This window comes from Hoskinsella mucinilytica, from assembly GCF_045223415.1.
GTDB classification, from domain to species: domain Bacteria; phylum Bacillota_I; class Bacilli_A; order Erysipelotrichales; family Erysipelotrichaceae; genus Hoskinsella; species Hoskinsella mucinilytica.
The window spans coordinates 17,604-30,857 of the sequence record NZ_JBEQZJ010000033.1 but is presented as its reverse complement, the minus strand read 5'-3'; the positions used below and the strand labels follow the sequence as shown (position 1 = coordinate 30,857).

The window sequence follows — 13,254 nt, the reverse complement described above, 5'->3', positions numbered from 1 at the left end:
TAATACATGCATCTAGCAAACTTTTGATATTTTTTATCCTGAACTTATACTAATGGTTTAAGAATGTTTGAGGTAACTGGTACCATTCTATTCCCGAAACCAGCTACTAAAAACAGGCTTTTTTGTACAGAAAATATTGCCTTTATTAAATTAAGAATCTATTTTTTTATAAACAATAAAATAATTTTTTTAAACTCTGTCTTATATAAAATAACAATACAAATAAAAAGACACGCTTGTAAAATTATGGAAATCCAGCCTAAAGAAGCGATCGCCATTTGTGCAACTAAAATCATATAACACAAAATATCTCGCTTATTATTTACTCTTATACAGATATACTTACGCAATATCACTCTTCTTAAAATTAATGTTGCGCCATAACCGATTAATGTTGCAATAGCTGCTCCATATGCATTAAAAAAATATATTAAAATAAAATTACAAATCGTATTTATTAATCCTCCAATAACTGTTGTGTATGACAAAGTTTTAGTATCTTTTACTGCTGTAAAAACACTGCCAATAAACAATGCCATTGCATTAAATACTACCGCTATCAGAAGTGGAGGCACAAATTTCCATGCAACATAAAATTCATTTGAATATAAAATTTTTGCCAAAGGAATATTAATTAACATTATGAATGAACAACCAGCTACCATTGCAAAATTCATCAAGGTATATGTATTACCTATAAACCCATCCTTATCATTTTTGTCGAATTCTTTAATGGCTGAGATAGACCAAGCTTGTGCAAAAATATTTTGAAACATCGATAATAAGTTTGGTATTTTATATGAAACTGCATATACTCCACTAATAGCAATTCCAGACATCCATGTTAATATATAACGATCTGAAGCATTATTTATCCACCATGCAATTACACTAAATATTAGAGGAAAACTATACAAAAGCATCTCTTTTCTTAATTTTTTATTGATTCTAGTCCTTAAATATTGAATGAGATTTGCCTTGTAAAAAATATATATGAGTGCAATAAATGAACCTAATGAATTAGCAATTAAATAACCAGTTAATCCGAGTGGGATTACTGCAAGTAAAACGATATTTGCAATCAGAGTCACAAACGAATTTATAATACTAGCATACGTAATAACTTTTACTTTATCAATCGCTCGACAAAATAATGATGAACTATTGTAGATTGCTGTTGTAATAAACATTATAGTAGCAAAAAGTAAATATAAACCATTTATCAATTTTAACTTATAAATTATGAATGCCCCCAAAGCTACTATAATTCCACCAAAAAGCAAAATTTGCATTCCTACTGTAAAAGTATCTTTTTTGGAATACTTTTTATCCATTGCAAATCTCATAACTGCATCTTGAATATCACATGTAAAAATAGGTAGTAACAACATTACAGTTGTTGAAATCAGATCTGATATGCCATATTCTTTAGTAGTTAGAATTCCTGTATATAACGGCACTAATAAAAAAGATAGGATTTTAGGAACAAAACCACTAATTGAAAACAATAAAACATTTTTCGACAAATATTTATACTTTTCTTTCACTTATTTATTCCTTCCTATCTTTTTTAAAATAGACTTTAAATTACCTATTTTTTCTCTTTTTTCAAAAGCACGAGCATATTTTTTTCGAAGATCAGATAATAAGATATCCTCTCTTTTTAATTCATTTATTAAAGAATCATAAAATATAGGTTTAGGAGGATTATAAGGATATTGAATCGTCCAATAATCTTCTTTATTTTGCTCTTTTAAATTACCAGGGATTTTCTTTAATATCTCATAACCTTTCTCAGTATTTGCTAACAACATAGAAACTCCTATTGTTTCAGATTCAAACTTATTTCCCCAATAATCTCCAATACGTATATCTGCAGCAGATTTTTGACGGTAAGGGCAATCATAGCAAGACTCTAAATAGCATAATCCATAACGAAAAAAAGAATAAAACATATCTTTTTTTTCACTTTTGTTATATTCTGTTTTAGAATCAGAAATTGAAATCATCATATTTCTCCACCCATTTTTTCCTGATCGGAAATTTACAATTGGATGATCTTCTAGCTTATATTTTTCTTTAATTTCAAATAAATATTTATTAAACATGTTTTGCGATGGTACTCCATGGCAAATTAAATCTACTAAAATAAAATCCTTTCTTCTTCCTTGACTTTTTAAAACTTTATCTAAACCTGCCACTTGGCAAGGTGTTCCAAAGAAAACTGCTTTCTCATTTATTGGCAAATTAGCTAATTTATTTATTGCTGGTGCAGAATTGCTCTGTATATATTTAGATCCTTGAATTTTAACTAATTCGTTTTCCTTATCTGGTTTAATAAGTATATGTTTTGCATTATCAATTTTATTATCATACGTCACACCACATATCCAATAATGCTCTTTATTCAAAAGACTAGCGATTTCATATCCAGCTCCTCCAGATGAAGATTTTTTTAGTACATTTCTGTTATCAGTTCGATATGAAAATAAACCCACCATTTCCTTTAATTCCTCTGCTTCAATAAGATTGTTTGGACAAACTTTTTTACATTTTCCACATTTTATACATTTACTATCATCAATCGTATATTGATAAAAACCTGATTCGTTAAGTGAAACAGATACTGCATTAGTCGGGCATACTGCCATACAGGCACCACAACCACAACACTGTTTCGTAATATAATATGGCGCTTCCTCAGTCTTAACTCTTGTATCTGTAGCATCTTTAAGTGAATCATCAAGATAGCAAAGAGATTCTTTTCTAAGCTCTATCAGTTTACTTTCTACTTGATTATAATCATATTTTAATAATGAGTGCTCTATTTCCTTTTCACCATCTAATCTATCTTTTAAACCTAATAAATTGAGCAAACTATATATTCTAGAATTTTGACATATTTTATCAGTATCTTTAAATCTTTTAAATGTAGTAAATGGTTTTTTATAATTTATTGAAAATGCAACACCATGAAATGAATCAGTACAAACATAACTAGCATGTTTTATTAAATATAGAAATTCAGATGGTCCAATATCATCTTTGATACATTCTACCATCGTTGTTTGACCTGTTGTAGTAGGAATTATTACAATTTGTAAATTTGCTAGACTCGCAATTTTTTTGACTGTATCCATATATTTTCTTTCATCACCAAGAAAATAACATAAAATATATTGCTGATTTACTTCTTTTATTTTTGAAGTGCCAATTATCTTGTCCCAATCATTCGCTTCTATTAATAAAGTAGGATCTAAAACCACATTCGCTTCTATATTACATAGATCTCTTATTATTTTTGCACCTTGTGTTTCTCTTACTGAAATGTGCTTAAATCTTGATATTAAGCATTTCATTTTTTCTTTAATGATTATATCATCTATCTTATTAACACCTAAACTAGGAGCATATGCCACCATTTTAGAAGTGTTTTGTACATAAGATAAAAAATATTTGTCATCAAAACAAGATGGTGCCCATATTTGATCACTTCCACAAACAAATGCATCTAGTTTATCATTTAATTGATATAATTCCGGAAACGTATCTACTACTTCAGTTTCAGATATATTGCTTTTTAAAAATTCAATGAACAATTCTTCTCTTCTCTTTGATGTATATGGCACATAAGTATTGATATATACTTTCTTTTTTACTTTATGATAAATATCTTTAATTCTATATGTAGGGATGGTACATGTCGTTTTACGTGGATGATATTGAATTAAATACGGTTCATAACCTAATTTTCTTATTACATGAGAAAGTGCAGTGCATTGTAATGCACTGCCATAATTGTGATAATGATACCACGTCATAATTCCTATTTTTTTCATTTTCATAACCCTCCTTTTCTTTTCTACATATCTTACAAAATTGATATAAACATATATTAGTTTTCAATCAAGATGTTAGCTATTCGTTCACAAGCGTGTCCATCGCCATAAGGATTTGACGCTTTGCTCATTTGAGCATATAGTGAATTATCAGTTAACAACTGAGAAAAGCTTTGATAAATCGCCTCTTCTTCTGTTCCTACCAATTTTAAAGTCCCTGCTTTAATGCCTTCAGGACGTTCTGTTGTATCTCTCATTACTAATACAGGTTTTGCAAGACTTGGTGCTTCTTCTTGTATTCCTCCAGAATCTGTTAAGATCAAATAACTTCTAGATAGAAAATTATGAAAATCTACTACTTCTAAAGGATCAATTATATGTATGCGATCATCATTTCCTAAAATAGAATTTGCTATTTCTCTTACTGTAGGATTCATATGAATTGGGTATATTGCTTTAACATCTGAATGTTCATCCATGACTCGACGAATCGCTCTAAACATATGCTTCATTGGCTCTCCTAGATTTTCACGTCGATGGGCTGTTATCATAATTAATTTACTATTTTCTGCCCACTCTAACTCAGGATGTGAATAATCGGATCTAACTGTCGTTTTTAACGCATCAATTGCTGTGTTTCCTGTAACATATATATCAGCTTGATTCTTGCCCTCTTTTATCAAATTTTCTTTAGCCATTTCTGTTGGCGCAAAATTATATTTACTTATGATGCTAACTGCTTGACGATTAAATTCTTCTGGATAGGGTGAATAAATATTGTTAGTTCTTAAACCAGCTTCCACATGACCGACAGGAATTTGTAAATAAAAACACGCTAATGCTGTTACAAATGTAGTAGATGTATCACCATGTACCAATACTACATTGGGTTGTTCAATTTCTAATACTTTTTTTATTCTATCAAGAATATTAATAGTTACATCAAAAAGAGACTGTCTTTCTTTCATAATTGACAAATTGTAATCAGGTGTTACATTAAATGTATATAAGACCTGATTTAGCATTTCTTTATGTTGCCCTGTAACACAGACAATAGTTTGAATTCCTTTTCGTTTTTTCAATTCATTCACTAAAGGACACATTTTTATTGCCTCAGGACGAGTTCCAAACACCAACATTATTTTTTTCATTTTATTTATTCCTTTCCATTGACATTGCTTAGCATATTCAATTCAATTTTTTCAATACAAATAAAACGGTTTTTTTTAGACCTAATTCCTTAAATTTCGCAAGAACTCTTAGGGGAAAATGAATAATTCTTGCTATTTTCTTTCCGTATCTATCCCCAAACTTTATGTTAGTCCATTGCTCAATTTTCATTATTCTTTTCTCAGTCAGAGTATGCCATGAACCTGAGAAATGATGAACAGTTCTTGTGTTTTCAGTAATATACAAGCAGCCATCTGCAATACTTTTAGCACAAAAAAAATCAAATGGATATAAAGTGAATCCTTTCACGGTTTGTATATTATTATTTAAAACCAATCCATACTTAACTAAAGTTTTAGTTATAGCAATTACATTAGTTGTTTGATCATAAGATCCGTTCTCAAGAATAAAATGTCTATTATCATAATCAGATAATAATTCTAGAAAAAGAGAAAAACCCTTTTCGCAAGCCATTATTCCTGTAGGCACTGAATGATTACTTTCGAATCCAGAAAATGCTTCATGTTTTAAATAATCATCTACTGGTTTAACCATTTCCACATCAGTATCCATGTAAATACCGCCATAATTTACCATAGCCCATAATCTAACATAATCTGAAACAAAAGCCCATTTCTTAGCTTCACATGCTTCTTTTACATAAGCACAGCAATTTAAATCAAAATTATTCTCATTCCATTCGATTATCTCATATTCTGGGCAAAACTTTTTCCAACTTTCAATACATTTTATTGCTAATTCTGGTAAGGGATTACCTCCAAACCAACAATAATGAATAATTTTGGGTATCAATTTATCATAACCTCTCTCTCTAATCCATATTAATGATATTCATAACTAAATATTTTATTAAGTTCATTATTATCTAAGATATTCTATATTTTAAATCATCGTTTAGCATAATCAAAAAAGGAAAAAACATAAAAATGCTTAGCATACTTGATTCGGTAAATCCATATAAACATAATAATGATAAAACAATGATAGTTCCATAATATTTATGATTCCTCAATTTAATAATCAATCTTTGATACAGTATTAAAATAACTATAGTAGATATTAAGCCTAAACAAAGTAAAGAAATAACATATGTACTATCCACAGTCATAAAGTTCGACCAAACTTTAGTTACTGGATTATAAAAAGAATCTGTCATATTCCACAGACTAATTGATTGACCAAAAAGCGGTATTTTATAATGAGTCAGATTATAATGATTTAGCCAAATTCGATTCGTCAATAATTTATCAAGTATTTGAGATATTACATTAGTTTCATATGTTAAGGCAGTTATTACAGATATTATACAACAAATAATTGGCAATATAGATAGGACTGTACTAATTAATTTATGATTATTAATATATTTATAAACCGTTTTACTCATTAAAAATATAGATGAACAAGCTAATATGAATCCAGTTCTGCTATCAGCAATAATATAACCAAATATATTAATCAATAATAACCAAAACTTATTTTTATTAGTTACATTATCACTTTTTAATAAACTTAAAAAAGTTAGAAACATAAGAACAAAACCTATAGCATTTACTTGAATATAGCCTAGAGCAATTGAGCCTCTCCTCTGTACACCTGCATCTGAAATCCCTAAAATATACATCAGTAATGTAACTATTATTGAAACAATTAATACATAATACATAGTCTTAATTAAATCTTTATAATTAATATTTTTCATTCCGAATACTATAATAGTTCCTTTTAATGGCTCTGCAAACCCTGACTTTATATAGGTAATCATAAATACTATTAATAAGCTTATACCGATAATGATTTCTTTATATTGATAATGCTTTTTATGTATACCAATAAAAAATAGAAGTGCGTACATTGGCCACTCTATAATATTAAATAAACTCATAAAAAAAGAACTCTGATTAAAGTAATAAGTTTTTTTTAACATTAGCATAAGAAATAATATTGCAAATGGTATCAAAGTAGCTTGTATTTCATCGGATCTTTCTTTTGTAATTTTAATTTGCTTTTGCGTAAAAAATTGCATCTATTTCCTCCTCGGCATTCCATTTCTTAATTTATTTTCATATTTATGTAAAGATTTGGAAATATTGAAAAAAATATCACCTTTAACTTTTCTTTTAAATTTAAAGCGTACTTAAATGAAAATTTAAAATCAAGGCCTTTAATTTGCCATCCTATAAATTTCTTATTTCTTGCGTTATATAAATAATATTTAACTAAAGCTCCATATAAATATCTTTGATATTCATAATCATTTATCTTTCCTATTAAATCCATCCATTCATTATATATGTCTAAAATCATTTTAATTTTTTCTGGTGAATTGGGTGAAGTCGTTATTGATTCTTCTCTTATGATATAATTATAAAAAGGATAATCTATATATATTATATTATTGGCTGCCAAATATAATCTGGGAAGCATTTGGTGATCTTCAAACATATATCCTACTTTAAAAAACAATTCATTATCTAGCAAAAATTTTCTATTATACAAATTAAAAGAAGCACCTGCAAACCATTCATTATTTTTTATAGATGCAATAGCAAATTCTTTTGCCGAATATACTCTATTAGGTAAGATATCAGATCGTCTTAAATAACTTTCTTTATCGCCAACTACTTTTTTCATGGCGCCAACAATAAAATCTACATCAGAAGTAATTCCTTTTGCTAGTTGTTCACATGCATCTAATTCTAAATAATCATCAGAATCTACGTATAAAATATAGTCTCCACTTGCTTCATTTAGTCCATAATTTCTAGCATCTGAAAGTCCTCCATTTTTTTTATGAATTACTTTGATACGATTATCCTTTTTCGCATAACTATCGCAAATTCTTGGACAATTATCTGGGCTTCCATCATCTACAAGAATTATTTCAATTTTTTCATATGTCTGTTTTATAAGACTTTTTATACATCGCTCCAGTTCATTCTCTACTTTATATACTGGAACAATTATGCTAATCATTTTATTATTCATATCTATTTACCTCATATTCTTCTATCTTACATTAAATTATTTATTTTCATTACACATTTCCATCAATACCTTTTTAGATGAATCCACATGTTTATCCAAGATTTCGTATATATGATTATAGTCAATGTTATTACTTATGAAACTTAGATCAGTTTCATAAGTGATATAGTTCTTTTCCAAATCTAACATTTCTAATAGTTGTATCATTCTTTCATTGTTTTTACTAGGTAATATAATAAAATTTTTTCTAAAAATTATAGAAAAAATTGTTGCATGAAATGAGCCAGCAATAACATAACTAGCATTATATATTAACCCTAAAAATTCCTGAGGACCTGCTGTTCGAATGTGTATATCACAATGACAATGTGGTTTGAATGATCCATAATAAACAATTTTATGATTAGGATATATCTTTTTAATCTTTAATATTGTTAAATCTAATAAATCAGATTCTAATGTAAGATAAATAAATACGTATGGTTCTTTTAATAAATCTATTTTTATCTCTTCATACACTGACCTCTCTAGTAATAATGTAGGATCACAGACATGTTCTGCATCAATTCGATTATTAATTTTTAATATTTCCATTGAACTTAACTCTCTAACTGTTATCTTATCATAATCTTTAGTTTTTTCAATTAATCCTTTAATTTCTTCATTTGTATAATTATTTCTACCAAGACTAACAGCATAGGATACTTTTTTCACATTATTTATAAATTTCAAATAATAGGCATCATCCTTTCCACACTTAAAATATGTATTCCATAGTTGATCACTTCCCGTCATATAAATATCTGCAATAGGAGGCCTTTGTCTCAAATCCTCAAAAGTTTTATATTTTAAATCTGATAATTTCATAAAACTATTTTTGAATTTTTTGAAAGATATATCTTGGTTTTTTTTATCTTTGAAATATATACATTTCTTTAGAAAGTTTTTTATTGGTCTTCCATTATTTTTAGTATAGGATGGAACATAATCAATAATTTCGCAATCATGACCTATGGATAACAAATAATGTTGTAAAGCAAATGCCTGTAAACTAGATCCGCAGTTATCTGTATCATGCAAAGTTATTAAAGCAATTTTCATTTATCTAATCCTCCTATTACGAATAAATCTTAATAATTTATATAGCCTTGTTTTATCAAAAAAATCTGTAGCTTTCATTTTTATAGAATTATAATTTATAAATCTGTTTACATTAATTAAAAAGTCCATATCATCAATATTTTTAAAAAACTCATCACGATGCTCATTTTCTTTTATAGAAGTAATTAAATTATTATTATTTCTTACCGCTTTTTCATAGGAACTTTCCATGAGATGAATGTTTTGTACTTTATTTATTAATTCATCAGCCTTTTGAGTTCTTACTATTACACTTGAAAGTCCTTGATTATTATTAGATTTAATATCTGAATAATTTGCACCCCAATAATCTCCAAGGATAAAATCAGCTTCTATATTAGAACCTTTATAATGACAATTAAAACAACTTTTTCTCATAAACAAACCTTGAATAAAACTCTCAATATATTCGTCATTAAGATAGCTCAGTTTACATAATTTTTTTTGATTTAAAAATTGATATTCAGCTCTAGGTGCATTCCATCCATATGGCTTTTTTTCTCGCATTTTTATATCGATTATTTTACTATTATATCTTTCTTCTAAACATTTTATATGTTTATCAAGAACTTTAGGAGATGGTACTCCTTCACAATATAAAGAACACGTGAATAATAACTCAGAGTTATTAACAACACGCTTTATTGCCTCAACTTGACAAGGGGTACCACTAAATAACACCTTTTTTCCTTCAGAAATTAAAATTTTAACCTTTTCCATACATGCCTTAATGTCACTTTGAACATATTTTGATCCTTGAAGCTTTTCCAAGTCAGATAAAGTGTTTACGATTATATGCTCAGCTTTCATTTCTTTGTTCCATGCACATCCACAAACATATCCTTCATTTTCAATAAAGTGTTTAGCAATAGCATAAAAGGCGCCTCCTGATGTACTTTTTAGTAATTCTTTTATATTTGTCAAGCTCATTATATTGAATTTAGAAGATTTCAAATCTTTTTTAGATTTAAGTGGGTTTAAAAATATACAAATCCTTTCACATGCATTGCATTGTATACATTTATCCTCATTCACTTTAGGTACTATAAACCCTTCATTATTTTGCTCTAATGTTATAGCAGAAACTGGGCATATGGAAGCACAGGCTGTACAGCCATAACAGAATTTATCAAAATCAAATTTTATCATCAAATTTCCTCATTTCAAATATTCATAATCATTTTATACGCTTTATAAGTAACTTCTCCAGCTTCTTTCCAAGTATACTTTTCAAAAATTAATTTCTGTAATTCACTATCATTTTCTTTCTGATATGCAGAATCAATTGCTTTTTTTATACTTCTTAGATCATCAGGTTGACAATATTCAGCATGATCTTTGAAATACTCTTCTGTTGAACCTCTATCACTTACTACTAGATTACAGCCCATTGCTCCTGCTTCTAAACTTACCAATCCTGGAGTATCAAGCCAGCTTGGCAATACGCTGACTTTACAAACTTTAAAGAGATTATATAATTGATAATTATCAACTTTTTTGATATGCACAAAATTATTTTTTTCTAAATACGGTTTTATTTCTTCATAATATTTTTTTTGATTATCAGACACCTGTCCAACAAGCAAGAGTTTATAATTGGTATTGTCTAAAGCTTTCACTAATGCAAGTTGATTTTTTCTAGGTTCAATTCTTCCTACACATATAATATAATCTTTGAATTCCTCAAAATCATTACTTACTGCATTTAGGCTTTCTTTTGCGAATTCTTTATCAATAGCGTTTGGTACAATGATACATTTATCATCATCTATTGGGCAGATATGCTTTTTCATCATTTCAAATTCTATATATGAGTTTGGCAAAAAGAGACTCGCATTATTCACTACATACTTTTGCATAGCTTTATATCCTCTAAATATAACTGCTATATTTCCTTTATGCCGTTCTTCTTTATTTTTTATAATTTTCACAATTGCTTTAACTCTTTCTAAATTATTCAAAGATAAGATACTATTCACTATTTTGCGCAATCCCCTTTGTCCTTCTTTCTCAAATTCCTCCATCGGCCAATAGATTGTAGACAAAACAAATTTTTTGTTTTGCTTAACTGCATTTTTTGCTTGAATATATGTTTCTTGAATCCTAGTTAAATTAGATAAATGAATAAAATCATATTTATATAAGTCAGGCTCTAATTCTGTCGATAGATCAATTTTTACACCTAATTTTTCTAATTCTTTTTTTGTTTTTGTTAGCTGAATTGTATCGCCTCCAGATAAACAAAAAAAATTCCTTCTACTTTGCATTAAAACCTTCATTTTAAATCCCCTTTACACTTACTTTTATTTTGAAACCCAATTTTAAAACTATTTTCATAATCACTAGATATTTTATCCCAAGAATATTCAGTTTCCACTCTCTTTTTAGCTTTCTGACCAATATTACTTATTTCGCTTTCAGCCATTTCATCTATTTTATTAATAAGTTTTGCTAATGTTCCATTTCCTTTTTTCCAATACAAGGCCCCGTCTTCAGCTACTTCTCTATTAAATCCAACATCTAATAGTAAATTTAAATCTGTACTGCTTAATGCCTCTAATAAACTAGGATTCGTCCCACCTACCTCATGTCCGTGTAAATACGCATAAGATAGTTCTCTAATTTTCTTCAACAGTTCTTTATCATAAACAGTTCCTACAAACTTAATTCTTTTATCTCTTTCAAAACTTGTCTTTCGTTTTAATTTCTCTAAAAATTTGTCGCTTACATTCGTTATTAATACTAAATCTCTTTTTGTCTTACTTAATATAAATTCTCTAATCATAATTTCATAATTATTTTCAGGCACAAATCTTCCTACTACTAGATAATAAGATTTAGATGATAATTCTTTTTCTTTAAACCAATTTGTTAGTTTTAAATCTTCATTAGATAAATTGCTTCTTCGGGTTTCTGCGCCATATGCAATAAACGTTGTCTTTGGATGATATTTATCATAAGTTTCTAATATATATTTTTCAATATTTTTGCTATCACATATCAATAAATCAGAATGCTTTACCATTAACTGTTCTGATATCTTCCAATACTTTCTTACTGGAGCTGACCATTTAGCTCTCATCCACTCATGACCATCTGGATTAACATATACCTTTCCACCGAGTTTATGAATCTTCTTTTGATAATGTCCTGCAAATGGGCCAATTCTACATGCTAGAATATAAACAATTGGATGTGAAATATGGTGCTCCTTTATGTATTTGCAACAATATTTTAATGCCGCAACATCATAATAGATTGCCTGAGCTGGTCCAATATTGGGAACGTTAATATTAAAACAATGAGCATTATGATATTCAAATTCATTGGTATCTTTTGCTTTGCAGGCAACATGATACTTTAAATCCTTTACATCTTTATGATACTCTGTAAGTTTATCAACAAAAGTTTCATATCCCCCATAGTTTCCAGGAATACCCTTACTGCCTATAATAAAAACATGTTGCATATTATTCATTTCCTCCATCAATTAAAAATGGAAGGTATCCTTCAACCCTAACCATTTTTGATCTTTATCACTTAGCTTTAGCTTAGTCCCATCCTCTAACATATAACTCTCCCCACTCGCTGATCCTTGATATTCACCAATAAGCTGTGGCCATTTTATTCCTATACTCGGATCATTCCAAGCTAAACCTCCCTCATCCCCAGGATGATAAAAGTCTGTTACTTTATAACAGAATTCTGCTTCATCACTTAATACAAGAAAACCATGTGCAAAGCCTTCAGAAATATAAAACTGTTTCTTGTTATCTTCTGTTAATTCAACCCCATACCATTGCCCATAAGTCTTACTGCCTTCTCTCAAATCTACAGCAACATCAAAAACACTTCCTTTGATTACTCTTACTAGTTTTCCTTGCGGATATTGTTTTTGAAAATGTAAACCTCTTAAAACTCCTTTTGTAGACATACTCTGATTGTCTTGCACAAATATCATATTTAATCCGGCTTCCTGCATATCCTTTTGGTTATATGTTTCCATAAAATATCCACGAGAGTCTCCATGTACAGCTGGCTCTATAATATACAAGCCTTCAATCGGACAATTACTAACCTTAATCTGTCCCATATT

At 28.5% G+C, this 13,254-nt stretch carries 11 protein-coding genes; all 11 read right to left on the bottom strand.

Translation table 11 applies throughout. The annotated features are described in order from the left end of the window. Positions 1-158: 158 nt before the first annotated feature. Complete coding sequence (locus UGRO018_RS12490; protein WP_416326825.1) at positions 159-1,547, bottom strand: oligosaccharide flippase family protein; 1,389 nt, start codon at positions 1,545-1,547, stop codon at positions 159-161. After that, positions 1,548-3,839 carry a polysaccharide pyruvyl transferase family protein gene (locus tag UGRO018_RS12485; protein ID WP_416326824.1) on the bottom strand — a complete coding sequence of 764 codons (2,292 nt, stop codon included), beginning with the start codon at positions 3,837-3,839 and terminating at the stop codon, positions 1,548-1,550. 56 nt (positions 3,840-3,895) lie between these two features. Beyond that, positions 3,896-4,990, bottom strand: a complete 1,095-nt coding sequence (gene wecB / locus UGRO018_RS12480; protein WP_416326823.1) for a non-hydrolyzing UDP-N-acetylglucosamine 2-epimerase — start codon at positions 4,988-4,990, stop codon at positions 3,896-3,898. Positions 4,991-5,027: 37 nt separating this feature from the next. After that, on the bottom strand, positions 5,028-5,822 hold the full coding sequence (locus tag UGRO018_RS12475) for a glycosyltransferase family 32 protein (protein WP_416326822.1): 795 nt from the start codon (positions 5,820-5,822) through the stop codon (positions 5,028-5,030). Between the two features lie 73 nt (positions 5,823-5,895). Beyond that, entirely contained in the window at positions 5,896-7,056 is a 1,161-nt protein-coding gene (locus tag UGRO018_RS12470) for a hypothetical protein (protein WP_416326821.1), read from the bottom strand. Between the two features lie 26 nt (positions 7,057-7,082). After that, entirely contained in the window at positions 7,083-8,018 is a 936-nt protein-coding gene (locus UGRO018_RS12465) for a glycosyltransferase family 2 protein (protein WP_416326820.1), read from the bottom strand. Between the two features lie 36 nt (positions 8,019-8,054). Continuing rightward, positions 8,055-9,119 carry a polysaccharide pyruvyl transferase family protein gene (locus tag UGRO018_RS12460; RefSeq protein ID WP_416326819.1) on the bottom strand — a complete coding sequence of 355 codons (1,065 nt, stop codon included), beginning with the start codon at positions 9,117-9,119 and terminating at the stop codon, positions 8,055-8,057. After that, complete coding sequence (locus UGRO018_RS12455; protein WP_416326818.1) at positions 9,120-10,307, bottom strand: Coenzyme F420 hydrogenase/dehydrogenase, beta subunit C-terminal domain; 1,188 nt, start codon at positions 10,305-10,307, stop codon at positions 9,120-9,122. Positions 10,308-10,321: 14 nt separating this feature from the next. Continuing rightward, the gene (locus UGRO018_RS12450; protein ID WP_416326817.1) at positions 10,322-11,437 is read right to left on the bottom strand and encodes a glycosyltransferase; all 1,116 of its coding nucleotides are present in this window, start codon (positions 11,435-11,437) and stop codon (positions 10,322-10,324) included. Then, the gene (gene cps2T, locus UGRO018_RS12445) at positions 11,434-12,627 is read right to left on the bottom strand and encodes a beta 1-4 rhamnosyltransferase Cps2T (protein WP_416326816.1); all 1,194 of its coding nucleotides are present in this window, start codon (positions 12,625-12,627) and stop codon (positions 11,434-11,436) included. The genes UGRO018_RS12450 and cps2T overlap by 4 nt, the downstream gene beginning before the upstream one ends. Positions 12,628-12,648: 21 nt before the next feature. Next, a complete protein-coding gene (gene rfbC, locus UGRO018_RS12440; RefSeq protein ID WP_416326815.1) occupies positions 12,649-13,251 on the bottom strand; it encodes a dTDP-4-dehydrorhamnose 3,5-epimerase in 603 nt (200 codons plus the stop codon). Between the last annotated feature and the right edge of the window lie 3 nt (positions 13,252-13,254).

Bases quoted from the DNA above. Each gene is read 5' to 3' on its own strand.
- UGRO018_RS12485 (WP_416326824.1), bottom strand. From the start codon at position 3,839: ATGAAAAAAATAGGAATTATGACGTGGTATCATTATCACAATTATGGC.
- wecB (WP_416326823.1), bottom strand. From the start codon at position 4,990: ATGAAAAAAATAATGTTGGTGTTTGGAACTCGTCCTGAGGCAATAAAA.
- UGRO018_RS12470 (WP_416326821.1), bottom strand. From the start codon at position 7,056: ATGCAATTTTTTACGCAAAAGCAAATTAAAATTACAAAAGAAAGATCC.
- UGRO018_RS12465 (WP_416326820.1), bottom strand. From the start codon at position 8,018: ATGAATAATAAAATGATTAGCATAATTGTTCCAGTATATAAAGTAGAG.
- UGRO018_RS12460 (WP_416326819.1), bottom strand. From the start codon at position 9,119: ATGAAAATTGCTTTAATAACTTTGCATGATACAGATAACTGCGGATCT.
- UGRO018_RS12455 (WP_416326818.1), bottom strand. From the start codon at position 10,307: ATGATAAAATTTGATTTTGATAAATTCTGTTATGGCTGTACAGCCTGT.
- UGRO018_RS12450 (WP_416326817.1), bottom strand. From the start codon at position 11,437: ATGAAGGTTTTAATGCAAAGTAGAAGGAATTTTTTTTGTTTATCTGGA.
- cps2T (WP_416326816.1), bottom strand. From the start codon at position 12,627: ATGCAACATGTTTTTATTATAGGCAGTAAGGGTATTCCTGGAAACTAT.
- rfbC (WP_416326815.1), bottom strand. From the start codon at position 13,251: ATGGGACAGATTAAGGTTAGTAATTGTCCGATTGAAGGCTTGTATATT.